The following is a 26,186-nucleotide window of genomic DNA, read 5'->3' as shown; positions in this document are numbered from 1 at the left end:
TCTCCCAGCTTAGTAGCAAATGATTATGTTTAAGTTTAGTTTAGTTATACTAAGTTATACTAAATAGTACTTTCATTCCCATGCCTCACAGCAGGGACGTTTAGTAAGATACTATTTGGTAAGGTTTTTCATGGCGGATCAATTAATTCGCGCCACGGCAGCCGAAGATGGGATTCGAGCCGTAGGTGCGATCACTACGCGCCTCACAGAGGAAGCAAGACAGCGTCACAACCTATCCTATGTGGCAACGGCAGCACTGGGTCGGACTATGGCAGCAGGCTTGTTGATGGCTTCTAGTATGAAGCGAACTGGGTCTAGGGTAAACGTCCGAGTAAAGGGTGACGGACCTTTGAGTGGCATTTTGGTGGATGCTGGGTTAGATGGCACGGTACGTGGCTATGTAGGCAACCCATTTGTGGAATTACCGCCTAATGCTAAAGGTAAGTTAGATGTTGGTGGTGCGGTGGGTAAGGGCTTCCTGTATGTTGTGCGGGATATTGGTTATGGTTACCCTTACTCTAGTACTGTAGAACTGGTTTCTGGTGAAATCGGTGATGATGTGGCTCATTACCTAGTAAGTTCCGAACAAACACCCTCAGCTATGGTTTTAGGTGTATTTGTTGGATCTGGTGGGGTAACTGCTGCTGGTGGCTTGTTGGTACAAGTGTTACCCAAAGCTGCCAGAGATGAAGCTTTAGTAGCAACCTTGGAATCACGGGTAGCAGGCTTGGCAGGATTTACGCCATTGTTGCAAGCAGGTAAGACTTTGCCAGAAATCTTCACAGATCTACTGGGAGATATGGGGCTAAAAATTTTTCCTGAAAGCCAAATCTTGCGCTTTCACTGTGGTTGCTCCTTTGACCGGATGTTGGGGGCATTAAAAATTTTGGGAGAAGCCGAACTACAAGATATGATCGTTAAAGATGATGGCGCTGAAGCAACTTGTGACTTTTGCGGCCGAGTTTACCAGGCAAGCAGCGATCAGTTGGCACAGTTAATTGTCGATTTGCAGACGGAATCTTCGGCTTCGGGTTAAGGTATAAAAGCGCACTAATTTTTGAAATTGTTAATGGTATCTGTGGAGAGAGATAATAAAAAAAGTAGCTTTTTAATAGTGAGAAAGTTACTATGGCAACAATGGAATTATCGATCTACAACAGATCGCTATTCAATTATTTTGGTGTGAGAGATGACAGAGCGGGATATTACAGACAGTTGGTCCCGAGGCAGATCCAGAGATCCGGATGAAACTAAGAGATTATCCGAAACAGAACAATTCGGTGAAACTAATTTATTCGGTATTCCAGCTACTGGTTCTAACTCTAAGTCAGTGAAGCGGCAAACAGACAATAATTCCGAAGGCTTTCCTTTAAATAATCAGTCACAAAAAACTGTTTCACCCAATTATATTTTCAGTAAATTGCCCCGCTGGATGCAAAACTGGGTGTTGTGGTTAGTATTATTAACCTTGATTCCCGGCGGAGTAGGATTCTTGGCTATGGCAATGTTATTCAAGTTGCCAGCAGCTCCCAACTGCCCAAAAATTTTCTGGCCCTTAGCTAGTGAATCGGTACGCCTACACTGCGCTCAGTTAGCGGCTTCTAAACAAACCGTAACCGATTTACTGCAAGCAATCGGGCTAGTAAAACAACTGCCAAAAAACCATCCCTTGCGGGGAGAAGCAGATCGTTTTATCGAACGGTGGTCGCAGGATATTTTGCAACTAGCCGATCAAAGTTTTCAAGCAGGAAACTTAGATGAGGCGATCGCAACTGCTCGTAAGATACCTGACGATCTAGCTGCGTATAAATTGGTAGAAGAAAAAATTACTAAATGGCAGTCGATCTGGTCAAAAGGCGAAGAGATTTACCAGGAAGCAGAAGCCGAATTGCGGGAAAGGCACTGGCAATCGGCTTTTATGCTATCTGCTAAATTACTGCGTCTGGACAATAAATACTGGGCAAGTACTAAGTACGATCAATTAAATCAGCTAATTGCCACAGCTAGAGAAGATGGTGAAAAGTTAGCCAAAGCTGAGAGTTTAGCCAACAGTGGTGTCGCTGATAAGATACTCGAAGCTATTAAAATCGTTGAAGCAATTGGGCAGAGTAGTTACGTTTATCAGAAAGCTCAAGAGTCAATTCCAACCTTTGGACATAAGATGTTGGATTTGGCACAGTCGAACTTGGATAAGCGGGATGCAGATACAGCGCTAGATATTGCCAGACAAATACCCGAAAATACTGGACTGCAAACGGAAGTTGAAGACTTTATCAGCTTAGCTGAAGCTCAAAGAAGTGCTTGGCTCGGTAATATTTCCGGTTTAGAGACAGCAATTTCCCAGGCACAACAAATCGCCCCAAATAGATCTGTGTATAACAAAGCACAGCAATTAATTGCTCGATGGCAGTTGGAAATTGAAGATGTTGCCCGCCTAGAAAAAGCACGAACTCTAGCTAGTCAAGGAACAGTTAACGATTTAACAGCAGCGATCGCCCAAGCGCAGCTCATCCCCAATAGTAACCCCCGCGCTACAGAAGCAAGACAAGAAGCGGGACGCTGGCAAGCCCAAGTCGAGACAATCCAAGACCGACCTTTCTTGGAGCGTGCCGATCAAATAGCACTGCTAGAAGATGTTAACTCTTTACAAGCCGCGATATCCGAGGCTAGCCAAATCCGCACTGGTCGTGCATTGTATCCAGAAGCACGCAGAAAAATCCGGAATTGGACAGCGAAGATTCAGCGAATTCAAGACCAGCCTTACTTAGATCAAGCAAGAGACTTAGCTCAGAATGGAAATTTGCCTGCTGCTATTAGTGCAGCTGAACAAATTGCATCATCGGGACGAGCACTTTCAGGTGAAGCACAAGAGGCTATAGATGATTGGCGAGGGCAAATTCGCGCCAAAGAAAGCTGGCAGAAAGCGCGGGATACAGCACTAGCTGGTACGCCACAAGCCTTGGTGGATGCTATACAATTAGCCCAACAGGTTCCCCGACGTAATATTTTACGTATGGATGCCAATATAGCCATTGATCAATGGAGTCAGCAGTTGTTAGATATTGCCCGATCTCAGGGACAGTCTGACATCTATAAGGGGATTGAGACTGCTAAATTGGTTCCCAGAGGTAGTTCTGCCTATAGTGCGGCACAAGAGCAAATTAGAACTTGGCGGCAATTTCTTAATCCTGAGCCTCAGCCAGTGCCTCAACAATCGCAGCCGTTACCGACTATTACTGGATTGTAATCTGGAATTTTTCTGCGTCTGTATGAGCTAGGAGTACAGCATACTGTACTCCTGCTTTGTATTGAAAAAAGGAACTCATACCATTTCACCTTAATAATGATAAAAATACGCGCTTCCGGGTTTAGCAATGCTCATACATACGTGTCAATTTAACGCAAAACCCACATTCCGCAAGGAACTGAAGTTCCTTGCTCATAGCAAAAGTCATCTAAAGATGACTAGATATCGCCCAAAATCTTGAGTCTACTTTAGTAGACTTTCGCTATTAGCCTGGGAATTGATTCCCAGGCGGGCGATGAGGCCTAGCGTGAGGCTATTTTTAACTTAAGTTGACACGTATGAGCAATGCTAAACCCCTACGAAAAATTTATTTGTATCAGGATTTTCGGGAATTGGTATGAGAAGTTGCGACAAGGAAGCAGGAGAAAAAATGACAAATGACCGGTTCCTAACGACTTTTGACTTTTGCCTCATTACTGGCTATTTGCCTAACCACTGTCAACGCTGAGTAACTCACTCCCGCCGTCCCTTCACCTGGGTGGGTAGAGTCGCCAACTAACCAGAGATGGTTGATAGGTGTACGATTGGCAAAACCAAAGGGGCCAAAGGTAGGTATGCGTTGACCGATGCCACCGACTATACCGCGATCGCGTGCTGTGTAATGAGCAAAGGTTCGGGGTGTGGCCGCTTCTTGATGCACTATCGTTTCTGGTTTGAGATAGAAGTATTGCCCTAAACGCGCGATCGCTTCTTCTGTATACTTCTGCTTCAGTTGTGCATAATTCTCAGTCTGCTCCCACCTCAGTGGATCTACAAAAGACGAAGCAATAATTGTCGCTTTACCATCCGGTGCGCGACCATCTCCGGGATGACTGACAGAGACAAATAGCGAATTATTTTCCCCAATTGGCCCATCGGCATTGTATAAAAATTGCAGGTGGGGAGGACATTCAGGAGGAATTGCGCTGGCGTCTACACCTAAATACACAACAAACGCACCGGATGCTGCGGGTAATTTTTCTACTCGCTGTTTATAGCCAGATGGAGCCTGTTCGCCCAATAGTTGTACTAGGTTTTGTACAGTAACATTAGCAACTATGTGGTCAGCTATTTCTGTCCAGACTTCACCGTTTTGCTGATTGCGAATCGTTACAGCTGTGGCTTGATTATTTTCGACGGTAATTTTTTCGACAGTGTGGCGCAGTAATAATTTGCCACCATCTCTTTCTAAAGATTCTACTAGGCGATCGCTTAATACCTGCATACTACCTTGGAGGTGAAATAAACCTTGGGGTAGTTGCGATACGCTGAGTGCAGTTGCAGCATAAAGTAAAGCCGTTTCTTCCGCATTGACTTGGGAATACAGCTTGAGTTGTAAATCTAAAAAAGTCCGCAAACGGCGATCGTTCTCTAGTCCATATAGCCGTAGCGCATCGCCTACGGTAAACAAGGTAAAGGGGACAGTAATTAGTGTACTTGGACGTACTGCTTGAACTAACTGCCACAAATCCCATAAACTGCGTGGCGGTAGCACCGGATCGCGTCCTTGAAATTCCCAGCTAGCTTGAAACAAAGTTGCCAGCAACTGCCAAAATGGTTCGCTACCTGGGAACTGTCGTTGACGTTCTTCTCGCCATTTTTCTGGGTCGCGCCAGACGTTGATTGGGGTTGATTCGCCTGGGAGGTAAACTGCACAAGCCGGATCGCAAGGTGTCGCTTCGGGAATATCTATTTTCAATTCTGAGAAAATCCGGTGATGGATTCCTCCTACTTCCAACCCCGCGACTTGGGTTGCTCCCACATCAAAGGTAAATCCTTTGCGTTTAAACGTGGAAGCACAACCTCCAGGTACAAGGGCTTGATCCACAATTAAGACGCTGTAACCTCTATGAGCTAATAATGCTCCAGCAGTCAAACCACCAATTCCCGCACCAATGACGATGACACGGGATGCTTTTTTGTCAAGCGAAAACCTGGACATTGATATTGATTTTTATAATTCTTAATATTACTATTCATAATTTTACAACGCTGTTGAACTGAATAATTTGCTCCTCAAACAGTTAATTCGTAAAGAAACTCAGTACTAAAAAAATATATGTAATCGTTTCTACAGAAAAGAAGCAAAGTCTCAGCATTGAAGTATTCACGTTACTTGTTTTCAGTGGTAGATAAGATAAAGGAGTAAGCAAGCTTTTCACCTCACCACTCACAACTACCAATGACCTCAACCCTGGTAAAATTTCCTCGTCTTAATGCTCCAAAGCTGCACCAGTTACCCAACGGTTTGACAGTAGTAGTAGAGCAAATGCCGATTGATGCTGTTAACCTGAGTTTGTGGATTAAGGTTGGCTCGGCGGTAGAATCGGATACCATTAACGGCATGGCTCACTTTTTAGAGCATATGATTTTTAAGGGAACAGAACGCCTAGCTAGCGGTGAATTTGAACGTCGAATTGAAGAGCGGGGAGCCGTTACTAATGCGGCTACTAGCCAAGATTATACTCACTACTATATAACTACTGCTCCCAAGGATTTCGCCGACCTCGCCCCACTACAAATAGATGTAGTATTTAATCCCAGTATTGAGGATGATGCTTTTGAGCGGGAACGCTTGGTAGTTCTGGAAGAAATTAAGCGTTCAGAAGATAATCCCCAACGTCGGACTTTTCGGCGGGCGATGGAGATGGCATTTGAGCGGTTACCCTATCGCCGTCCGGTATTGGGGCCAGAATCAGTGATTTCCCAACTCCAAGCCCAGCAGATGCGAAATTTCCACAAGGTTTTTTATCAACCTCAATCAATTACGGCTGTGGCTGTAGGTAATTTGCCTACAGAAGAATTAATTGAAATTGTTGCCCAAGGAATTACTCAAACTACTAAAACCAAAGACTCTGAAATCTGGATAGACTCAGGACTTAATCCAGAACCGGCGTTTGAAGAAATTGTCCGTCAAGAATTCATTGATGAAGCTCTCCAGCAAGCACGGCTAGTAATGGTGTGGCGGGTTCCAGGGTTGTTCCCTATTGAGCAAACTTATGCATTGGATGTTTTAGCAGGAATTTTAGGACACGGACGGACATCAAGGCTAGTGCAGGATTTGCGGGAAGAACGGAGACTGGTATCTTCGATTTCTGTAAGTAATATGAGTAATCAGCTGCAAGGGACGTTTTTTATTTCGGCTAAGTGTGCAGTAGAAAACTTACAGGCGGTAGAAGAGGCGATCGCTCAACACATGCGCATGTTACAAACAGAATTAGTAAAAGAATCGGAAATTGCGCGGGTGCGGCGGCGAGTAGCCAACAGATTTATTTTTGCTAATGAAACACCAAGCGATCGCGCTGGCTTGTATGGTTACTATCAGTCAATGCTAGGAGATTTAGAACCAGCCTTTAACTACCCTGCAAATATTCAAGCTCAAGAAGCAACCGACTTGATGCAGGCCGCACAACAATATCTTTCTCCCGATGCTTATGGTGTAGTTGTCCTCAAGCCAGCATAGGGCATTGGGCATTGGGTATGGGAAGGAGGACAAGGGAAGGGGGGCAAAAGCAACAAATGACAAATGACAAACACGATGTGGACAGAAATTGATGCTCATATTAGCCAAGTGACTGGCGAAAAATTTCAGAGTCAGCAAAAGCGGTCTGTGAGTGGTGGGTGCATTAACCAAGGCTATGCTGTCTCTGATTCTCAACGCACTTACTTTGTCAAGCTCAATCAAGCATCTCAAGTCGCCATGTTTGAGGCTGAGGGGATGGGGTTGGAGGAAATGCTCATCACAGCTAGTATTCGTGTTCCTCAACCCTTGTGCTGGGGTACGGCGGGTAATTCTGGCTACATCGTGCTGGAATGGGTGGAAATGGGAGGGGGTAACACCAAATCTTGGTTAGAGATGGGGCGGAAGCTAGCGGCGATGCATAAAGCGACTAGCAGTCAAGGTTTTGGTTGGAAAATTAACAATACTATTGGTTCCACACCCCAAATCAACACTTGGACAGCAGACTGGGCAGAATTTTATGCTAAACATCGCTTGGGTTATCAATTTCAGTTAGCTAGGCGGCGGGGGGGTAATTTTCCCAAGCAAGAGAAGTTACTAGCTGCTATCCCGGAATTATTGACAGATCATCAGGTGGAACCTTCCTTAGTACACGGCGATTTATGGGGAGGGAATGCTGGGTGTACGGTTTCAGGAGAACCAGTGATTTTCGATCCTGCAACTTATTTTGGCGATCGCGAAGTTGATATCGCCATGACAGAATTATTTGGTGGTTTCCCAGCCGCATTTTATCAAGGTTATAACGAAATCTTTCCGTTGGATGCAGGTTATGAGCAGAGAAAAACGCTCTACAACCTGTATCACATTCTCAATCACTTCAATTTATTTGGCGGTGGTTATGCTTCCCAGGCGAACCGGATGATTGACCAAATTTTGCGATGATTAATGAGAGGTTTGGCAATATGCCAAACCTTTTACTTCCAAAATTTTTCTGAATTCAGGCAAAATTAGGGTTTTGTTAAAGTTTTGCTGTGCTGCACGGCTATATAACTTGATTTACAAGCCGTGAAGTTAATGCACGATTCAAAAACTTAATTTGCGATTCAGAAACTTAAAATCTGAGTCAGAAACTTAATTTACGAGTCGCAAAAGTTGATTTGCAACTCGTAAAGTTAATTTAGTCGTTGGTTTCGATATCGTACAACTGACATAGGGTGCGAAGTTTTTGTTTGAGGCGAGCGCGTACACTCTCAGGTAAAATCACTACACAATCTGGCGCATACTGCATAACTTCGCGGTTAAACCAAAAGGTATTAGATACTCGCCTGATAACTCGCTTAACTCGCGGTTGATCTGGTAGCCATTCGTTGATATCGTCTTCAGGTTTGGCTTGATAGGCAAAAGCTAAACCTGCAAATAAGTGCATTTCTACTGTTATTTCATCCCAATTAGTATGCCATTCACCAGAAATTGGAGTCACAGCCGCATCGGTAATCCGGTCTAATCGTAAACTCCAGTTGTGAACTAGTTCGGGTATATCAAAGTTTGCTTCAGTTTCTTCACACCAGCAATCAAGATATTGGCGCTTTTCGTGCGGAGTAACTTTGGCGTGACGAACTGTGAAATTGAGTAAGCGCCCTGCTGCATCTTGATAAGAAAGCTGAAATGGTTGGTTTCGCAGGATGTAGTTATCTATTTGTAAGCGCCAAGCTGGGGGCAGATTTTTGAGAAAACCTTCGATTTCAGTTCGCAGTGGGATTGATAATTCGCTGCGTTCTAGAAGTAAGTTTGCAATGATTTGAGCTTGTTCAATTTGTCCAATATCTGTCAAAGCCGCAATACAGCGATGTAATGCGCGGATACGTGATTCTTTCCAATTGTTATTGTTACCGATGAGTAACTTACGTTGGGCGATCGCTTCTATCAACTTGGATATATTCGGGCGATCGCCCCACATCATACCGAATTCTAAGGCGATCGCTTCTAATTCGGCTTTGTCGCATTCTTTGAGTGAGAGAGTTATCGACTGACCTTTTCGGCTCATTTTACACGGACACTTTCTTATATACACTTCTTGCCAATCTCTAATATTGAATGTCAATATAGATTTCAACAACCTTTTACGGACACTTTTTAAGTGCATGTCTGTAAGAATTTAAGACTTAGGCACAATACAACGAAAGTGGCAGTAATTTATGGACTCTACGCAAGAATAGGGTTTTCGGTCACATCTTGCGTAAGTCCTAAAATTAAGAAAAAAGGATTTATTGAGAATAATTAGGACAAATTTGGAGAAGCTTCAATGACTAAGAACGATTTACTTTCCCGAATTTCCATTGACCCCAATATTTGTTTCGGTAAACCTTGTATTAAAGGTCATCGTATATGGGTTGCATTAATTCTCGACCTGCTAGCTGGTGGAGAAACAATTGAGACAATTTTGGCAGAATATCCAGGTTTGGAACGAGAAGATATCCTAGCCTGTATTGCATACGGTGCAGAAATGACAAGAGATAACTATGTAGAAATTCCTATTGGAGTGCAAAAGGAAACAAAAAAGTGAATATTAAACTTGATGAAAATCTGGGTAGTTTGCGAGTAGCTACTTTATTACGGTTGGCAGGACATGACGTGACAACAGTCAGAGAACAAAGTTTAATTTCCAGTTCTGATGCAGAATTAATTGATATTTGTCGCCGTGAGAATAGATGTTTAGTAACGATAGATAGAGGATTTGGAAATCGTCTCAAATATAAACCTTCTAACTATACAGGAATTATAGTTATTCGTTTACCACCCCGTCCTAGTTTTGAAGATTACCGTACAGTTACAGAAACTTTAATCGCTGGGCTGGAAGCAGCAGATGTGACTGGTAAATTATGGATAATTCAACAAGGAAGTATTCAGGAATATCAGGATATTGAAGTGGAAAAAAAAGATTAATGAACCAAGCATATAATATTACTCTCAAACCTGTTTATTCCCAAACCGTCGCCACACCTGAGGGAGTTAATTTACCCGATGGTTTATCACTTGTATGGCATCAAGCCGAAACATTAAAAGCTTTACAAAACCCAGATATTGATGTAGTGATTGACGTAGCAATGACGGGTGATGGTAAAACTCTAGTTGCTTACTTACAATCACTGCAAGGAGAAACCCCAGAAGGATTTTGTTATGCTATTGCACTGTATCCAACTAATGAACTTGCGCGCGATCAGGAAGCTCAAGTTAAAAGATATATAGAGCAATTCAAGCCGAATAATGATCCACGTATTGCTAGGCTAAGTGGAGCAGAATTAGAAATTTATGCTGAAAGTGAAGGAATTAAAAAATGGGAAGCGATCGCAACTCGCATTCAAGAATCGGAGATTATTCAAACTAATCCTGATATTTTTCACTATCTGCATCAGCACGCGTACTTAACTCCTAAAGATAGCCCTAATAAGTTATGGAGTCCTCTTGATACTAAATTTGACTTATTTATCTTTGATGAGTTTCATGTTTTTGCTGCTCCACAGATTGCCAGTGTTATTAATACAATGTTACTGATTCGCCATACCAATCGGCGTAAAAAGTTTTTGTTCCTTTCGGCTACACCAGATGAACAACTTGTTGAACTTTTACAAAAGGCGGGATTTAAACCACCTGTAGTGATAGATCCTGTTCAAAAAAATAAATATCAGTTTCCAGATACTTTAGAGCAAAGCCAAAAATTACAGGAAGATGGATGGCGACAGGTATCAAGACAAATTGATTTGACATTTATTGAATTGGAACCTACTTATAAAGCTTCTGAAACTTGGCTTTGGGATAACCGCTATACAATTTTAGAGTATTTTCAACGCCATCCTAATAGCAAAGGAGCAATTATTCTTAACTCAATTGCAGCAGTTAAACGGTTAACCAAATTATTTAGAGAATTTTTACATCCTTTAGAAGTTGAAGAAAATACCAGTTTAACAGGTAAAACCGATAAAGATAAATCTCTAATGGCTGATTTAGTGTTAGGAACAAGCACGATTGATGTAGGCGTTGATTTTAAAATTAATTTTCTTCTATTTGAATCAGCAGATGCAGGAAGCTTTATTCAACGATTAGGTAGATTAGGAAGACATGACAGTTATGAAAAAGAAGATGGAAATAAGATTCTCTTTGATAACTTTACGGCTTATGCATTAACACCTAAATTTTTAGTAGAAAAGCTATTTAAGGGAGCTCAGCCACCATTAGAACCTAATAGTATTTATGACCGTCCGTATTTCCACAACCAAATCCGAGATAAATATCGTCAGATAAATGATTTTCGAGCCTATTACCGACGATGGGCAGGTGTGCAATCAGTCCTGCTTAGTGGTAGTCAAGGATTGAATCATAAAACAATTAGGTCAGAATATGCAGCTAGTCGGGAAGCCTTTATAAAAGATTGTCAACAAGTATTTAGAACTAATTTAGGTAAAGTAAGAGGTTGCATTAAAAAATGGAAGCAAGAATGGCAAGAGCTTTCTGGTAATAAAACAGGAAATCCCATTGCTGAAGATGCTTCTAGCTTTCGGGGTTCTAGTGGATTGCAGTGTGGGTTGTATGATTTGACAGAAAAAAATATTGCAGACAGGTTTAAGACTTATGAATTACCTGGAATTTTAAGCAATTTAGAAATTGAGCCAATCACTGAAGCAGAGTTTATGCGACGGTTGTGGGAAACAGCAGAACGCATAAATCAACCAATTCCCAAAGGAAGATTTGAACACTGTCTGGCTTTTATGGAGTTAAAGGATTACAGAGAAGAAAGATTAAATTGGCGGTTTACGTATTCAGGAGACTTGGGAGCGATCACAGATTCTGCAAAAGTACAAGTTTTGTTAGGGGTTCAAGTTATGCAAGAACCTGCTACTCGCTGGATTTATGCAATCAACAAGCGTTTAAAGGAAAGAGGTCTGGTTAGCTACGTTATTCAGATGCAAGTGGACGAAGCAAAAAAATGTCTACAGCTACCAATGCACTTTCAAATTTATCCTATTGATGAGGCTGGTAGAGATGATGCAGCAGCCTACTCTGTCGCTTTTGGTCAGTCAGCTTTACTCTTAGATACTCTAGCCTGTCGTCGCAAGAGTTCAGGGGGTGAAGCATGGATTTGCTGAAAGTTACATCCCTGGTAGGGATTGTGACTGATGGGACGGAAGAGAAGCTTACGCCAGTAAGTTCAGACGTATTTGTTTCAATCCCTGATAGGGGTTATAAAAGCTTGCAGTTGATGCAAGTCTTACTCCGTCCCCATATAAAAGTACCACATCACAACACCAAGCCATTAAGTTTTGACATATTTAACTGTTAAATAAGTATGAACTTATTTAATCATGAGCGACCCCTTGATCTGCTACTGAGACAGGTGATAGCGTTTGTCCAACACTTTATTAGGAGGAGCAAATGAGCAAAAAAGAACGCATACGCCAACTTTTAGCAGACGGACAACCTCACACAGTGGAAGAACTAGTACGAATAACACATCGGTTTAGTGCAGTTATTCACTCACTACGTGAAGATGGAGAGGATATTAAAACTATTCCCATCGCACACAACGTCTGTGTTTACCAGATGCTGACAATGGTAAAGAGTGCGTAATTTTTAAAATGATATGGCTCTGTGGTAACACAGAGTCACCTTCTAGGGAAGCTTATCAGTAGCTTGCGGCGTTAAGTGCAGACATAGGTAGTCTCAACCCCCGGTAATGGCTGGTTAAGTCGCTTGTCAAAACCACCGCTATTTATAGAAGCGATAAATTCTGTCAAAGCTTCCCTTTTCTTGCTCAATTTAAGCAATTTAAATTAATTTAATTGGAAGTTGCAAATGGCTAAAAAACGTGAAAATGCAAAAGCAGAACAACTGGAATTATTCAGTTATGAAGAAGAAACGGATTTACAAGACCAATTAAATGAAGATTTTTTAGAAGATGAAAATGAGGATGAAGATGAAGATTTAGGTTTTGGCTTTGGCACTTCTAAGCGTGATGTTTCTATTGAGCAAGAATTACTGACACTCAAGCTCTTAAAAGAGGCTATTTTAACTCAAAATCCTGATGAAATTATGGCAGATTTTGCCAACCACGTTTTACCAAATTTGCTGCGAGTAGCTATTGGTGTGACTGCTAAAGGCGGTAAATGGATTGAGAATAAAGAACAGGAGCTAGAAGCATTAGGAGAAACACTAGACAGACGTAATGCAGGCGATCAATCTCTCAATACTCACTTACTTAATGGCTTATTTCCTGCAAATTTAATTGAACAACGTCTAGAAAAGTTAGATACCACAGTTAAACGGGTAATTCGTGAGACAGAAAGACGTTTATTAATTGCATCTTTTATTCTACATGATTTTGAGAAGTTTGATTATGATAGATTTCCAGAAATGCCACAAAAATATAAAAATATTCAAAAAGATAAAAAACAAAAAATTCGTGATTTATCCATATTAGAGCATCGAGAAATTATTGATGTAATTATTCGTTATTTGAAACTAGACTATTTAATTAATCCACAAGATAATCAGAAATATCGAGAGTATCTTGATGATATACTTTGTACTGCTTATAATACGCAAAGAAGATGGGATACAAACTGGAATTTTTCAGAACATAGCGAATTAAAACCGAAACTAAAAGGTGATAAGTTAGTATGCCTTGCTGCATTAGCTTGTCTTGCTGATCGATTGGCATCTATTATTAAACATCCAAAAGATGCTTTAAAATCAGGTATCAACAATATTGTAGGTCAACTTAGTAATAGACAATTAAAACTAAGCTATCACAGTATTGCAGAAAATCGTGGTGTGTTAACTAATGTCGTAAATAATGCACTAATTGATGCACATAAAGATTTTAACACGGAGGGAAATACACATTACGAACCATTACTATACCTACCTACAGGAGTAATTTACCTAACACACCGCAAAGCTCCACCTGTAAAACTTGAAAGTATACCAGAAAGAGTTGTTGAAAATATTAAATCACTTTGTGCAGGTGAACTTAAAGCCAGACAAACAGGATTTAGTCGTGATGGTAAAGGCATGAAATATGCCGATTACTACAGTTTATTTTTTGATACTCCAGAATTAATGCAAGTTGCCTTAAAAGCAACCAAACGAATATTGAAAGACGGTAAAAAACCAGTTTCTAAAGACCGGAGTGATAACTTAATAAAATTTCAAAAACAAAATATTTTATCACTTGGTTATAATTTTCAATTTAATGACGATATTCGCATAGATCAAATTGCTGAATTTGGTGATTTAGTGAGTCGAAAGATTTGGGGAGAAAAAGTTAAAAAGATTGAGGATGCACGTAAACAACGTCAAAATGAGCGTAAAAAAAATAAAGCCTTACCAGAAATACCAGCAATAGCTTTGGTCGCAGAAGATTTAATTTGTAAGGTTGCTGAATTTTGGAATCTATCTGAATATATACCTGTAATTAGGGAAATTCAACGAATTAATGAAACTTTAAAGGAACACAAACTCAAAGGTAATACAGGAGGTGTTCCCTATGAATGGTATTTTTTAGCTGCAAAATACCTACAAAAACACCCAGGTATTGAGGATGTTCGTCCAGTGTGTGAGGAAGTAATCGCCCATATTTCTCAACTTATTGAACCTATTGCTACTCAGTATGTATTACCTGATGGTTGGGATGATTTACGAGTTTGGGTGACAAAGGTTATCATGCTACCGGAGACAGGGGAAAATTGCTTACTACCTTACAAATTTTTAGAGGAGTTTGAATCTTATAAAGCAGCTAAGAAAAATGGTAGAGGAAGGCAATTAATCTGTTCTATCTCTCACTCTTCATATACAGTCACAGAACAGATGGAATCAGCAGTTTTATTTGCTCCTCAAGTTTATACTAATAAACAAATGTTAGGAGGTTCTAACGCTAAACGTAATATTTCTAGTATCGCTGGTATTGAAATCATGTTGCGACAGATTTTAATGAGTCAAACCCAAGCAAATGGAGGTAGGTTTGAGGATGCTAAATATAGATATCTATACTTTTATCCAACCTATTACTGCACTCCTGAAACAAACGCCTTTTTACATAAAGCTTATGACAATATTAAACAAACTCGCTTTGATACTGGAGTTCGTAATCATTTTATTAGTAAAGATTTGAAAGCTAACTTTGGACTGGAACGCTATCAAAATGCTGATTTATTCTATATAGATGAAAGCTCAGGCAAAAGAAATGATCGTACATTCAAACTTTCTTACTCCAACAAACAACCTCTAACATTTTACTTCATGGCTTTACCTCCAGAAGTTAGAGGCAAAGATAAAAAACCTACAGATACAGAGTCTTGGATCATGCCAGCTTGGTTATCGTTTGCATTTCCGATGATTCTGGACGTAAAAACAGTAGTTTCAGAATCACCAATTCCACCATTTACAGATGGGGCAGAATTTGAAGAAAGCGTATTTCTTGATAGTGCCCCGCAAGCATTTAGAGTTTTATTAAAAGAGCAGCGTTTTCGCCTTGATTATATCTTAGAAGGTTGGAAGCACAAAGAAACAAATAAGCAATATCCATCACCATTAAATCTCTTAACAGCAGCTTATGCTATTCATTTAGATGTTCATTCTAAACAAAGTAAAACTGGCTATGACCCTAACTGGGGTAAGTTTAGTGAGCTTGCAAAAGATTTTGAGACAAGTCCACTTTATATATTCGCTTATTTGAATGAGTGGGTACGTAAGCAAAAAATAGATGCCCCAAGCATTAATAAAGTCAAACTTTATGCTTATCACTTTTATCCTTGTTTTGACCCTGATACAAAATTTGATTCTATTAAAGAGGAATTAATTGTGGGAGAAGAATCTAGTTTGAATCATCCTAAGAAATTAACGGAACTTTATCGCCGATTTTATCGAGCCAAATCTAGTAAAGGAAAACCAATTAAATCCAATGCTATCTTGAAACCAATTGATGAAGCAGCAGATACTATTATCAAAGCTGACAAAGAAGTTTTCAAAGGTGAAGTGTTAGTTGATGCTGTAGCAGCTAAGATTTTCAAATTAATGGAGAGAGTTCGTAACTCAACAGCAGAAGGACGTTGGGTTATTGCTCATCGTGATGAAGAAAGAGATGCAATTTTAGATTTTGCACGATACTTTGTTTTAGAAGTTTTTGAAAAATCTTTTGCGGCCGATCGCGCTCGTTTAGCAGGTCGTCAACTTAACCTCATAAAAGATACTTGTGAATTTCTATATCGTCTAGAAAATGATAAGGAACGCCGTGAAAAAGCTAATAAGTCTAATGATGAGATTTCTGATGATAGTGAGGATGAAGATTAACAGCGTCTTTAGGATTACTACTCTTCTTTTGATTTTTCCATGAAGAATAATTTATCCTTGTTTTTCTATCCTCAAGCTATCTTGTATTTATCTAAAAACTGGACACAAAAATTATGTCATTTCTAAAAACTACTGACTCAAAATTCTTCCATGATGCAATTCCCTACAAACCGATGGGTAAATATGCCCATTTTCTGACCATTCGTATTACCGAATCTTATCCGCTATTTCAAACAGATAGTGAATTGAATAAAGCACGAGTAAGGGCTGGAGTCAAAGATAGAAACACAATTAGCCGTCTGTCGATGTTCAAGCGTAAGCAGTCAACACCAGAACGTTTAGTTGGTCGGGAATTACTGCGGAATTACGGTTTAATGACTGCTGAAGAATGTGAATATAACGTAGCTTTTGCTATGGATAATCCTGATTGTATTATTTACGGCTTTGCTATTGGTGATTCTGGTTCTGAAAAATCAAAAGTTGTTGTAGATACAGCATTTTCTATCACAGCATTTGATGAGTCACATGAAACATTTACTCTTAATGCTCCTTATGAAAATGGAACAATGGCAGCAAAAGGAGAAAAGAAATCTGATGGCAAACTCGATGGTGAAATAGGTACAGTTACTGCTAGGATCAACCAGCAAGATCATATCTTACCGCAAGTTTTCTTCCCTAGTATAGTCACACTCAAAGACCCAACTGAAGCTAGTTTTCTTTATGTTTTTAATAACATTCTACGAACTCGTCATTATGGAGCGCAAACAACCCGTACAGGTCGAGTAAGAAATGAGTTAATTGGTGTTGTGTTTGCAGATGGCGAAATTACTAGTAATTTGCGGTGGACTCAAGCAATATACGACCAGATGAAGGCTAACAATACTTTAAATCCACCCGATCCTTTGGATGAAGATGATGTCATCACTGCTGCTAAAAGTGCAATTGAGGGATTAATGGCTGATGAATTTATTGTTCACACTGATTTTATTGGTGATGCATTTAAATCTCTATTAAACGAAGTGAAGAGCCTCACAGGTAGCGAGAAAGGAATTCAAGAAATTTTACAAAAAGCTGATGCAGAAGCAAAGGCTTACGCTAATAAGCATATCAGTAAAAAGAAAACTGCTGCTAAGGCGGGTTAATAGTAATGGTCAAGATTTACCGTTGTCAATTAGAACTACACGACAGCCTTTATTATGCAACTCGTGAAATTGGCAGATTATACGAAACAGAGCCAGTAATTCATAATTATGCTCTCTGTTATGCATTGGGATTAGTTGATAGCACACTCTACTCTACTACTGTTACAGAAGAACATTCCTATCGCTACTTTTGCCCTGAGCAAGTACCAAAATATGAGGAGCATCTAACACCACTGAAGCAACAGGGAATTTATGTAACTCCGGCGCGTGCAATTAGCCATTCCGCTATTCTCAATACATGGAAGTATGCTAACAATAACTACCACGTTGAAATGGAGAAAACCCAAAAAAATATCCCCAGTTTTGGCAGAGCCAAAGAAATTGCACCAGAAAGTTTGTTTGAGTTTTTTGTAATAAGCCCAAGAGAACTCAAATTACCAAAGTGGATTCGCTTGGGTAAATGGATGAGTAAGGCTGAGTTGACAGTTGAAAAATTACCTCAAGCTAAAACTGCTGAAGGTGTATTCACCTGCAAATATCCCTTAAATCCTTTAGATGTGATGTTCACAAATCAAGTGATTAGCTATGATGTGGTGAATATGCCTCCAGTTAGCTTAATTCAAAATGTACAAATTCGCGGGCAATACTACCAATTTGATGGATTTCAAGATATAAAAATTCCAGTGCGGATGGAATATCGCTTTAAAGGTTAATTACCAAAACCTTTACCACGCTTTTTCTTTTTTGCTGGTTCTATCGTCATTAACTCTGCTGCAAAACCTGCTTCATTTTGCAATATTAATTTACGGATTCTCTGGCGTTGGTAAGCTTGCACTTCAGAAGCTAAGGGATGATTGGGGTCAATTTTTAGGTGAGTAATAGAAGAAACATATTTTTCTTTACTTTCGGGATTATTTGGCTCTTTTAGTCCACACATAATCCCGCCTTCATCTCCTGAATAACCTACGAAATCAATTTCAAATTCTCTGTCTGGATCAGCATCTTCTCCTTTTTGTTTTAATGTCTTGAGAAACTCTTTCCCAGCGCGTGCTTTAATTGGTAAGCTTTCTTTTAATTTTTCAGTTAGTGCTTTTGCTGCACTATAATCATCAATTCTCATGACTTTTGCTCTCTATGCAGTCTGTTCTCACTTTACTATGTATGTTCTACAGAACTTGATCATTTCAGCAGTTAGAACCTTCGCCACAATTGTTAATCATTACTTAGATATCATAGTTAAGCGATCGCTCATCCCTCACACTCACAGTGAAACACTATCAACTACAACAAAACGCCTTCCCTAGCAATTACCTCAACGACTTATGGGGAGAAATTCATGCTTGTTCTTACTTTGCTGTCAACAACCTCAACCGTGATTTTGTTGGGACAAAAGGATTTTCTGTGGTGTTTCAAAAATCACATATAGCGCAGGTAGAACAAAAGTTTCCCTACTTCAAGCCTTATCTGGATTTGGCTCTCCAGCCTAACTGTAACGCTTTTTACCTCAATCCTTTATCGCTCAAAGAAGGTTCGCGTGTCGATCCGCACATTGATCGCTCTTTGCGTTCTTACTGCAAAAACATTGAACCGCCTTTAGTTGTCAGCGTTCTTTATGTGCGCGTACCGCCCGATATGCAGGGGGGAGAACTGGTACTCAAGTCGCACAAACGCCAGCTTGGGCAAATTAAGCCGCAAATGAACACTTTACTCTACTTTCAAGGTGATTTAACCCATTCTGTCAACGCGGTGCAAACCCCCGGAAATCGCCTGAGTCTGGTTTGTGAACAGTATAGTTTGAGTGAGACTGAACTCCGGGACATACCATCCTTTACTGTGGAGTCAAGAGTTACTCAGTCTAGCAAAAAGCAAAAAAAGTATGCCTCATAGCCTGGTTCTTAACCTACTTCCTCAATCACCGATTCCACCCCAGTATCTCACCGGCAGACATCTGCACGCGCTATTTTTAACCCTTGTTAGTTCTGTTGATAGCACATTGGGCGATCGCTTGCACGATGCTAACGCAGATAAAGCTTTTACCCTCTCACCTCTACAAATTAATTCCCCTCTTCAAAAGGGGGGTAAGGGAGGATCTAAATTGCAATGGCAACATCAACAACCAATTCCTGCCGGAACGCCTTGTTGGTGGCGCATCTCTTTGTTAGATGACACTCTTTTTGGCAGACTTACCCAACTATGGTTAAATCTTAATCCCCAACACCCTTGGCATCTTGGCCCGGCTGACTTGTACATTACTAGCATTCAAGGTACACCCCAATCAATTCAACCTTGGGCAAATGCTAGCACCTACGCTCAATTGTACGAAGAAGCAAGCGATGCCTACGGCGGCAAGCTACGCGATCGCTCTCTTAACTTAACCTTCGCCACGCCTACCGCCTTCCGCCAAGGACAGTTTGATACTACTCTCCCTACCAGAGAATGTGTTTTTAAATCCTTGCTTTCACGATGGAATAAATATAGCGGCATAGAATTTTCTGAAATTGCGATCGAGTCAATATTTCCCTCTTTCGTCAACATTCACACCGAAATATTAGCCGACTCCCGCAGCAAATTTATTGGCATTGTTGGCGAAGTTAACTATCGAATTTTAGGAGAAGTTGAACCAATACAAATTAAGCAAATTAACGCTTTAGCTGACTATGCTTTATATGCAGGTGTAGGGCGAAAAACAACAATGGGTATGGGAATGATCCGGCGGTTGTATGCTTCTTGAAACATGATGAGGGAGATAAGGGAAGGGGGGCAAGGAGGACAGGGAGAATTAAGCCATGACAAATAACAAATGACCAATGACAAGTGACAAATAACAATTAACAATGAACACCGAATACATTCCGATTGCGGCATTAAATCAATATGCCTACTGTTCGCATCGCTGTTGGAGAATGTTTTGTGCAGGCGAATTTACCGATAATCAATATACAATCGAAGGGACAAGTTTACACGATCGCGTCCACACTACAGGCGATGGACAGCGCGAAGAAACTTGGCAAATTCGGGCGATTTGGCTGAAGTCAGAAAAGTACCAATTAATCGGGAAATCTGACTTAGTTGAAGTTGAATCTGGTGAATTTTACCCAGTGGAATATAAGCGGGGACGTAAAGGTGAATGGGATAACGATGAGTTGCAAGTTTGCGCCCAAGCTTTGTGTTTAGAAGAAATGACAGGGCGAACTATCAATACTGGATATATTTATTATGCCCACTCCCATCAACGCCAATTAGTAGAGATTAATTCTGAGTTGCGGCAAAGTGCGATCGCCACAATTAATGCTGTCACAAATCTACTGGAAACAGGAATCATGCCATCACCAGTTTACAGCAAACGCTGCAAAGGATGCAGTCTTTATTCCCAATGTTTACCTAAAGCAATAGATAAGCTAAAAAGTTATCAAGAAGCTGGGATGTGAAGGCAGCACCTCGGCTTCTCTGCGAGACGCTACGCGAACGCTCGGTGACCGAACAGATGATGGAAGGAAAGAAAGGTATTACTGCCAAGCTGCACTAATTAATTTTTGAGATTTTTACGATTGCAAATATATACCTGAACCTGCCGCATTAGTCCGCGTAGGCGGTGAGTCCAGCGCTGCGGGAGGGTTTCCCTCCGCAGGCGACTGGCGTTAGCGACGAAGGAGCGTCACCCGAAGGGATTTTGTTTGTGTAGTTGCGGATTCTATTCGCCTAAAAATGTTCTTAATTTTGGAATCAAATCATGGGAACAATTTACGTCACACAAGATGATTCTTTTATCAGCAAAATCGATGAACGTCTAAACGTTAAATTTGATAAAAAAATAATTTTAGACGTACCACTAATTAAAGTTGATGGTTTAGTAGTCATGGGACGATCTAGTATTTCCCCGGCGGCTATTGCCGAACTGATTGATAAAAAAATTCCCCTAACCTTTCTCACAAATAACGGTAAATATATTGCTCGATTGGAGCCGGAAATGAGTAAAAATATTTTTGTTCGTAATGCCCAATGGAAAGCCGCAGGTGAATCAGCCCAAGCTGTTCAAGTTACGCAAGGTTTTGTCAGAGGTAAATTAAAGAATTATCGCCAGACATTACTACAATCTCAACGCCGCTATGCTGAACTGGAATTGAATGCTGGTATCACTCAATTAACCAATGCGATCGCATCATTGGAAAAAGCCGATTCTATTAATTCTATCAGAGGCTTAGAAGGAGCTGGCAGTGCAGCATACTTTGGCTGCTTCAATCAACTAATTCGGGTTGATGATTTTAGCTTTACCACCCGGAACCGCCGCCCGCCAATCGATCCAGTTAATTCCCTTTTGAGTTTAGGTTATTCCTTGTTGCGTCATGATATACAAGGAGCTTTAAATATTGTGGGTTTTGATCCTTATTTAGGATACTTGCATACAGAGCGATATGGTAGACCTTCTTTAGCATTAGATTTAATGGAAGAATTTCGACCTTTAATAGTAGATGCTGTAGTTCTCACAGCAATTAATCGCCGGATGCTAACACCAAAAGATTTTATTACTGAACCTGTGAGTAATGCCGTTTCACTCACTAAAGATGGATTACATACATTTCTGCGACTATATCAAGAAAAAAAGCAAGATAAATTTAAGCATCCTGTCTTGCAAAAGCAACATTCTTATCAAGAAACCTTTGAAATTCAAGCACGGTTACTTGCTAAATATCTGCTTGGAGAAATTGATAAATATCCACCTTTAGTAATGAAGTAATTAATTCTGATGTTTGTAGTAGTTTCTTACGACGTACCAGAAGACAAACGCCGCACGAAAATCCACAAGGTTCTCAAATCTTATGGACAGTGGATGCAGTATTCGGTTTTTGAATGCGATCTGACACAAACTCAGTATGCTAAACTGCGATCGCGTCTGTCTAAATTAATCAAGCCAGACCAAGATAGCATCCGTTTTTATTTCCTCTGTGCTTGCTGTCAGGGAAAAATTGAGCGCATCGGCGGCGAAATGCCAATCGACACCACAGTGTTTTTTGCCTAAGTCTTGCGTCAACCAGTAGGTGTTTGAAAAATAGAGGCAAATTTTACGCCCCAAAAGCTTACCTCTTCTGGTTTTGAACCCTTTTACGCCTATTTTGAGGTTGACGCAAACTCCCGAATCCTTTCTACACAAGCTTTTGAGCTTGTTTCTCTAATGTCACCCTTGACAAATCAATGCCCCAAAAGCTACTTTGACTAGAGGTTGACGCAACTGTACCTTGAAAACCAAATATATCAATGCTTTCAACTCCGGGCGATTGCAATTAACAATAATCCCTATCAGGGATTGAAACTGATTGCATGGTTGAACGAGTGCCACGCGCAGAATTAGATTGCAATTAACAATAATCCCTATCAGGGATTGAAACCATGCCTTGTTCTTGTAATGCTTTTTCGTAGTGAATTGCAATTAACAATAATCCCTATCAGGGATTGAAACCAATTGAACCCGGTGCTGAGTATTGGTGGTGTAAGGATTGCAATTAACAATAATCCCTATCAGGGATTGAAACGTGACGTTAGCAAGAGTATAATTTCTGCCTTAAAATAATTGCAATTAACAATAATCCCTATCAGGGATTGAAACTCAGCTTTTAATTGATGCTCTTTCGGCTTTGGATTGCAATTAACAATAATCCCTATCAGGGATTGAAACAAGGCTTTGCGCTGATTGAAATCCGCAGCGCATTATTGCAATTAACAATAATCCCTATCAGGGATTGAAACACTAAAGGCGCTTCCGAAGTTAGCGGTAGTTAATTGCAATTAACAATAATCCCTATCAGGGATTGAAACAGGCGCTTATGAGCTAGCGCGTAAAGTACAAACTGCCGCCAAATTGCAATTAACAATAATCCCTATCAGGGATTGAAACTATTTTTTTCATACCAATCTGCGATCTCTGGCACCATTGCAATTAACAATAATCCCTATCAGGGATTGAAACAGCCATAAACCCTCTTGATGTGTGTAATCAAGTTATATCAAGATTGCAATTAACAATAATCCCTATCAGGGATTGAAACTGATGTGGAAACTCCCTTGCTAGTTCTTGCGCTTTTATTGCAATTAACAATAATCCCTATCAGGGATTGAAACTTTGATCTCTGCACCTTGAGCAATCACTTTGTTTGATTGCAATTAACAATAATCCCTATCAGGGATTGAAACGCATATATCTCCACTTGGGATATTGGATGTGAAAGGATTGCAATTAACAATAATCCCTATCAGGGATTGAAACACATTTTTGTTGAGGAGCAATCGCCCCATGAATGAAATTGCAATTAACAATAATCCCTAATAGGGATTGAAAAAACAGTGCGCTCCTAAAAGGAATATAAGGTGTTAAGATTCCACCTAATCAAAATCTCTAATAGGGATTGGAAGGTTGATGATATTTAGCTTACAGAGAAAATTTAAACTGAAATTCGTTTAAATCTCTAATTATGGATTTCAAAGTATTTGAGTTAAAATTCATCACAATCCCTATTAAGGGTGATAATTTGTAACTAAGTATTACTACTGAGACATAATCTGCTATAAGCTGAATAAATGAACTACGAAACAGCTCGCAAAATTCTTATAGACCAAGTATTGTCACCCGAGGACAACCCAGATTCCTTGTTAATGCGTATGAAGCAGGGTAAACCGCCAGTTCCTGGTCAAATCACCTCGATGTTGTTAGCGTTAAAAGTGGTGTTTGAATCTCTCAAAGAAGCCTCCACTCTCGATAGAGACTTAGCTTTTGCACTTTTTGAGTTAAGTATTAAGACTCAACAGTTATTTGCCGCAGGACGCAAGGCTGGAGTTGATTGGCCGCCATTACTTAAAGAAGATTTGCTACGAATTTCTCTAGCAGCTGAAAGTATTTTTTCTGGTACATGGCAAGCCCCGCCTTCTGGAGGGCTTGGCGGGTTATAAAAAGGCTGAAGTCTAAATAATAAAGTAGAAAATACCCAACTCTTCAGCTGACTCTATAGTGAAGAGTTTTATCATTTATTCTGCTTCAGCCTTTATCTATTTAACGATTTCGCAGTTCTGCTTCTAATTTGTCTAAATCGCTTTTGAGTAAAACTGTCATTTGACCAGTGAAAGCTTTGCCTGTCTTTGGCTGGGCAACTTCTACCCAATAAGCATAGCGATCGCCTACTCGCAATTCTCCTTGTAAAGCTTCCCTAATCGGAGTTTTGGCAAATCGGGCTGAGTTAACCGCACTTTGGTTGGGATATTTATAAAGTAGTTGAGCACGACTAAAGTCTTGATAGATATCCAACCCATAAATTACCCGTAATGCTTCCTGGAAGCGCTCAAATGACATACCGTTAACAGCATCATACATAGTAATGCGCTCGCTGCGAATCATGCTGCGGTCTTTAGCAAATGCTACTTTACCAGGAGGTAATACCGATGCTAAAAAAGTAAATCTTTGGGCCGCTGTGTCACTCTTTTGTATAAATAATCGCTCTCCACGATTAGGACGTAGAGTGGGATGTGCTTTAATCCAAGTATCTACTTCTTCTGTTTTTTGCCCTGGTAAAGCATTAGCTTTATAATCAGCAAGCATTCCCACCGATAGCCAAGACATTAAAGAAACAGGCAAAATCAAAAAAGTAAGCAGAGGTTTTTTTAGCATTTTATCTTCAGGATTTACATGGAAATTCCCTATTGGTAATAACAGGGACATAACCATAGTCTTCCCCTTTTTCATCACAATTATTTCATCTAATCTTTGTGTCCCCTTCTTCTCCTTGTCATGATTCAGGTGTCAGCGCTACCTTAATTACCTTACGCGCTTTCATATCATTAAACACTTGTGCTAAATCCTTTAACGGGCGATGTTCGCTGATCAGTAGTTCTAAAGGATGTTTACGACTAGCTATCATTGATAGGGCAGCCCGGACATACTCTGGAGTATTGTGAAACACACCCTTAAGAGTTAGTTCGCTGTAGTGTAGCTGTTCTGTGTTGACGGTAATACTGGTATCTCGCGGACAGCCACCAAATAAGTTAACAGTTGCACCAGGACGGGCAGTTGCGATCGCAGTTTCCCAAACGCTTGGCACTCCAGTTGCTTCTATCACCACATCTGCACCCCATCCTTGGGTGAGTTCTTTCACTACACCTGGAATATCCGGAATTTGATGATAGTTAAAGGTCTTGGCTGCACCCAATTTTTTGCCAATTTCTAATCTTTGGTCATTACCTCCCCACAGCCAAACCTCAGATTTGGCATCATCTGCCAAAGCTGCAACAAACATCAGCCCAATCGCTCCGTCTCCCAACACAACTACCCGATCTTCAGCTTTGATTTGGGTACGTCCTACTCCATGCAATACACAAGCTAAAGGTTCGGTCATCGCTGCCAATTCAAAAGGCAATTCATCGGGAATTTGCAATAAATTATGCTGTACTATTGGCGAGGGAATTTTTAGGTATTTTGCAAAAGTACCATTATTCCAGGTCAAATTAGGACATAAGGAATATTCTTGCCGTTGACAAAAAAAGCAATTCATGCACGGCGCAGAATTATTTGCGACAACGCGATCGCCTACTTGCCAACCTGTGACACCTTTACCTAATGCTACAATTCGCCCAGCTGCTTCATGACCAAACAAAGTCGGTGGTTTTAGCATTCTGGCATGACCACCACGCCGCCACACTTTTAAATCTGTACCGCAAGTTGTAGCAGCCTCCACTTGGATCGCCACCTCGCCAGCAGCACAAGTCGGATCGGCGACTTCCTCTAGGCGTAAATCTTCTTGACCATAAAGTAAGGCTGCCAACACAGCTTTTGACCTAAATTAATAACTCCACCTGATTTTAGCAGGTGAAGTCATCATGATTTTTAATTAAAAACGACTTACCAAGATTCCCGACTTCTTCAAGGATGCTGCTGGCGAATTAGGGGTCTAACCCATACTAGGTTAGACCCCCGATA

22 protein-coding genes and 1 CRISPR repeat array are annotated in these 26,186 nt (G+C 40.5%); of the genes, 17 read left to right on the top strand and 5 right to left on the bottom strand.

Annotation, left to right across the window (positions count from 1 at the left end; genetic code table 11):
* The first annotated feature begins 130 nt into the window (after window positions 1-130).
* Window positions 131-1,036: an Hsp33 family molecular chaperone HslO gene (gene hslO, locus BV375_RS27615; RefSeq protein ID WP_086766428.1), complete on the top strand. Its 906-nt coding sequence runs from the start codon at window positions 131-133 to the stop codon at window positions 1,034-1,036.
* Between the two features lie 153 nt (window positions 1,037-1,189).
* Complete coding sequence (locus BV375_RS27610) at window positions 1,190-3,247, top strand: chromosome segregation ATPase (RefSeq protein WP_086766426.1); 2,058 nt, start codon at window positions 1,190-1,192, stop codon at window positions 3,245-3,247.
* A gap of 448 nt (window positions 3,248-3,695) precedes the next feature.
* Here BV375_RS27610 and crtD read toward each other — a convergent pair whose 3' ends face one another.
* The gene (gene crtD / locus BV375_RS27605; RefSeq protein WP_086766425.1) at window positions 3,696-5,228 is read right to left on the bottom strand and encodes a C-3',4' desaturase CrtD; all 1,533 of its coding nucleotides are present in this window, start codon (window positions 5,226-5,228) and stop codon (window positions 3,696-3,698) included.
* A 240-nt stretch (window positions 5,229-5,468) separates the two neighbouring features.
* Between crtD and BV375_RS27600 the strand changes: the two genes are divergently transcribed.
* Together BV375_RS27600 and BV375_RS27595 are read left to right on the top strand one after the other, a co-directional pair.
* Window positions 5,469-6,749: a pitrilysin family protein gene (locus BV375_RS27600; RefSeq protein ID WP_086766424.1), complete on the top strand. Its 1,281-nt coding sequence runs from the start codon at window positions 5,469-5,471 to the stop codon at window positions 6,747-6,749.
* 75 nt (window positions 6,750-6,824) lie between these two features.
* Window positions 6,825-7,688 carry a fructosamine kinase family protein gene (locus tag BV375_RS27595; protein WP_086766423.1) on the top strand — a complete coding sequence of 288 codons (864 nt, stop codon included), beginning with the start codon at window positions 6,825-6,827 and terminating at the stop codon, window positions 7,686-7,688.
* A gap of 235 nt (window positions 7,689-7,923) precedes the next feature.
* On the opposite strand, the gene BV375_RS27590 is transcribed toward BV375_RS27595, so the two are convergent.
* Window positions 7,924-8,790, bottom strand: a complete 867-nt coding sequence (locus BV375_RS27590; RefSeq protein WP_086766422.1) for a WYL domain-containing protein — start codon at window positions 8,788-8,790, stop codon at window positions 7,924-7,926.
* Between the two features lie 258 nt (window positions 8,791-9,048).
* Here BV375_RS27590 and BV375_RS27585 point away from each other — a divergent pair, with 258 nt between their 5' ends.
* The 7 genes from BV375_RS27585 to cas5d all read left to right on the top strand — a co-directional run bounded on the left by BV375_RS27585 (window position 9,049) and on the right by cas5d (window position 17,943).
* Window positions 9,049-9,309 carry a DUF433 domain-containing protein gene (locus BV375_RS27585; RefSeq protein ID WP_086766421.1) on the top strand — a complete coding sequence of 87 codons (261 nt, stop codon included), beginning with the start codon at window positions 9,049-9,051 and terminating at the stop codon, window positions 9,307-9,309.
* Window positions 9,306-9,689: a DUF5615 family PIN-like protein gene (locus BV375_RS27580; RefSeq protein WP_086766420.1), complete on the top strand. Its 384-nt coding sequence runs from the start codon at window positions 9,306-9,308 to the stop codon at window positions 9,687-9,689. Before BV375_RS27585 ends, BV375_RS27580 begins: the two co-directional genes overlap by 4 nt.
* Window positions 9,689-11,887, top strand: a complete 2,199-nt coding sequence (gene cas3 / locus BV375_RS27575) for a type I-D CRISPR-associated helicase Cas3' (protein WP_086766419.1) — start codon at window positions 9,689-9,691, stop codon at window positions 11,885-11,887. The genes BV375_RS27580 and cas3 overlap by 1 nt, the downstream gene beginning before the upstream one ends.
* A gap of 286 nt (window positions 11,888-12,173) precedes the next feature.
* A complete protein-coding gene (locus BV375_RS27565) occupies window positions 12,174-12,368 on the top strand; it encodes a hypothetical protein (RefSeq protein ID WP_086766417.1) in 195 nt (64 codons plus the stop codon).
* A gap of 225 nt (window positions 12,369-12,593) precedes the next feature.
* Entirely contained in the window at window positions 12,594-16,088 is a 3,495-nt protein-coding gene (gene cas10d, locus BV375_RS27560; RefSeq protein WP_086766415.1) for a type I-D CRISPR-associated protein Cas10d/Csc3, read from the top strand.
* 113 nt (window positions 16,089-16,201) lie between these two features.
* Entirely contained in the window at window positions 16,202-17,230 is a 1,029-nt protein-coding gene (gene cas7d / locus BV375_RS27555) for a type I-D CRISPR-associated protein Cas7/Csc2 (RefSeq protein WP_086766413.1), read from the top strand.
* Between the two features lie 5 nt (window positions 17,231-17,235).
* Window positions 17,236-17,943 carry a type I-D CRISPR-associated protein Cas5/Csc1 gene (gene cas5d, locus BV375_RS27550; protein ID WP_086766411.1) on the top strand — a complete coding sequence of 236 codons (708 nt, stop codon included), beginning with the start codon at window positions 17,236-17,238 and terminating at the stop codon, window positions 17,941-17,943.
* Here the strand turns inward: cas5d and BV375_RS27545 are convergent.
* Window positions 17,940-18,350, bottom strand: a complete 411-nt coding sequence (locus tag BV375_RS27545) for a hypothetical protein (RefSeq protein WP_086766409.1) — start codon at window positions 18,348-18,350, stop codon at window positions 17,940-17,942. The genes cas5d and BV375_RS27545 overlap by 4 nt on opposite strands.
* 146 nt (window positions 18,351-18,496) lie before the next feature.
* Between BV375_RS27545 and BV375_RS27540 the strand changes: the two genes are divergently transcribed.
* The 6 genes from BV375_RS27540 (at window position 18,497) to BV375_RS27515 (ending at window position 24,169) form a co-directional block, all read left to right on the top strand.
* Window positions 18,497-19,117, top strand: a complete 621-nt coding sequence (locus BV375_RS27540) for a 2OG-Fe(II) oxygenase (protein WP_086766407.1) — start codon at window positions 18,497-18,499, stop codon at window positions 19,115-19,117.
* Window positions 19,107-19,961, top strand: coding sequence for a CRISPR-associated endoribonuclease Cas6 (cas6, locus tag BV375_RS27535; protein WP_086766405.1), 855 nt, complete (start codon window positions 19,107-19,109; stop codon window positions 19,959-19,961). Before BV375_RS27540 ends, cas6 begins: the two co-directional genes overlap by 11 nt.
* 103 nt (window positions 19,962-20,064) lie before the next feature.
* Window positions 20,065-20,658: a CRISPR-associated protein Cas4 gene (gene cas4 / locus BV375_RS27530; protein ID WP_086766403.1), complete on the top strand. Its 594-nt coding sequence runs from the start codon at window positions 20,065-20,067 to the stop codon at window positions 20,656-20,658.
* A gap of 302 nt (window positions 20,659-20,960) precedes the next feature.
* A complete protein-coding gene (cas1d, locus tag BV375_RS27525; RefSeq protein WP_086766401.1) occupies window positions 20,961-21,965 on the top strand; it encodes a type I-D CRISPR-associated endonuclease Cas1d in 1,005 nt (334 codons plus the stop codon).
* A 9-nt stretch (window positions 21,966-21,974) separates the two neighbouring features.
* Window positions 21,975-22,247 carry a CRISPR-associated endonuclease Cas2 gene (gene cas2, locus BV375_RS27520; RefSeq protein ID WP_086689588.1) on the top strand — a complete coding sequence of 91 codons (273 nt, stop codon included), beginning with the start codon at window positions 21,975-21,977 and terminating at the stop codon, window positions 22,245-22,247.
* Between the two features lie 255 nt (window positions 22,248-22,502).
* Window positions 22,503-23,635: direct repeats of the CRISPR family, unit length 37 nt; unit sequence ATTGCAATTAACAATAATCCCTATCAGGGATTGAAAC.
* 165 nt (window positions 23,636-23,800) lie between these two features.
* Window positions 23,801-24,169, top strand: coding sequence for a Dethiobiotin synthetase (locus BV375_RS27515; RefSeq protein WP_086766399.1), 369 nt, complete (start codon window positions 23,801-23,803; stop codon window positions 24,167-24,169).
* Between the two features lie 100 nt (window positions 24,170-24,269).
* On the opposite strand, the gene BV375_RS27510 is transcribed toward BV375_RS27515, so the two are convergent.
* Entirely contained in the window at window positions 24,270-24,881 is a 612-nt protein-coding gene (locus BV375_RS27510) for a hypothetical protein (RefSeq protein WP_086766655.1), read from the bottom strand.
* Between the two features lie 118 nt (window positions 24,882-24,999).
* Entirely contained in the window at window positions 25,000-26,034 is a 1,035-nt protein-coding gene (locus BV375_RS27505) for an alcohol dehydrogenase catalytic domain-containing protein (RefSeq protein ID WP_086766397.1), read from the bottom strand.
* Between the last annotated feature and the right edge of the window lie 152 nt (window positions 26,035-26,186).

Origin of the sequence: Nostoc sp. 106C, from assembly GCF_002154725.1 — a bacterium.
Lineage (GTDB): Bacteria > Cyanobacteriota > Cyanobacteriia > Cyanobacteriales > Nostocaceae > Aulosira.
The sequence above is the reverse complement of the archived record's forward strand: the minus strand, read 5'-3'. Positions and strand labels throughout refer to the sequence as shown.

What these genes read in the sequence shown, in the direction of transcription:
- hslO (WP_086766428.1), top strand. Translation starts at nt 131, where the DNA reads ATGGCGGATCAATTAATTCGCGCCACGGCAGCCGAAGATGGGATTCGA.
- BV375_RS27610 (WP_086766426.1), top strand. Translation starts at nt 1,190, where the DNA reads ATGACAGAGCGGGATATTACAGACAGTTGGTCCCGAGGCAGATCCAGA.
- crtD (WP_086766425.1), bottom strand. Translation starts at nt 5,228, where the DNA reads ATGTCCAGGTTTTCGCTTGACAAAAAAGCATCCCGTGTCATCGTCATT.
- BV375_RS27600 (WP_086766424.1), top strand. Translation starts at nt 5,469, where the DNA reads ATGACCTCAACCCTGGTAAAATTTCCTCGTCTTAATGCTCCAAAGCTG.
- BV375_RS27595 (WP_086766423.1), top strand. Translation starts at nt 6,825, where the DNA reads ATGTGGACAGAAATTGATGCTCATATTAGCCAAGTGACTGGCGAAAAA.
- BV375_RS27590 (WP_086766422.1), bottom strand. Translation starts at nt 8,790, where the DNA reads ATGAGCCGAAAAGGTCAGTCGATAACTCTCTCACTCAAAGAATGCGAC.
- BV375_RS27585 (WP_086766421.1), top strand. Translation starts at nt 9,049, where the DNA reads ATGACTAAGAACGATTTACTTTCCCGAATTTCCATTGACCCCAATATT.
- cas3 (WP_086766419.1), top strand. Translation starts at nt 9,689, where the DNA reads ATGAACCAAGCATATAATATTACTCTCAAACCTGTTTATTCCCAAACC.
- BV375_RS27565 (WP_086766417.1), top strand. Translation starts at nt 12,174, where the DNA reads ATGAGCAAAAAAGAACGCATACGCCAACTTTTAGCAGACGGACAACCT.
- cas10d (WP_086766415.1), top strand. Translation starts at nt 12,594, where the DNA reads ATGGCTAAAAAACGTGAAAATGCAAAAGCAGAACAACTGGAATTATTC.
- cas7d (WP_086766413.1), top strand. Translation starts at nt 16,202, where the DNA reads ATGTCATTTCTAAAAACTACTGACTCAAAATTCTTCCATGATGCAATT.
- cas5d (WP_086766411.1), top strand. Translation starts at nt 17,236, where the DNA reads ATGGTCAAGATTTACCGTTGTCAATTAGAACTACACGACAGCCTTTAT.
- BV375_RS27545 (WP_086766409.1), bottom strand. Translation starts at nt 18,350, where the DNA reads ATGAGAATTGATGATTATAGTGCAGCAAAAGCACTAACTGAAAAATTA.
- cas6 (WP_086766405.1), top strand. Translation starts at nt 19,107, where the DNA reads ATGCCTCATAGCCTGGTTCTTAACCTACTTCCTCAATCACCGATTCCA.
- cas4 (WP_086766403.1), top strand. Translation starts at nt 20,065, where the DNA reads ATGAACACCGAATACATTCCGATTGCGGCATTAAATCAATATGCCTAC.
- cas1d (WP_086766401.1), top strand. Translation starts at nt 20,961, where the DNA reads ATGGGAACAATTTACGTCACACAAGATGATTCTTTTATCAGCAAAATC.
- cas2 (WP_086689588.1), top strand. Translation starts at nt 21,975, where the DNA reads ATGTTTGTAGTAGTTTCTTACGACGTACCAGAAGACAAACGCCGCACG.
- BV375_RS27515 (WP_086766399.1), top strand. Translation starts at nt 23,801, where the DNA reads ATGAACTACGAAACAGCTCGCAAAATTCTTATAGACCAAGTATTGTCA.
- BV375_RS27510 (WP_086766655.1), bottom strand. Translation starts at nt 24,881, where the DNA reads ATGCTAAAAAAACCTCTGCTTACTTTTTTGATTTTGCCTGTTTCTTTA.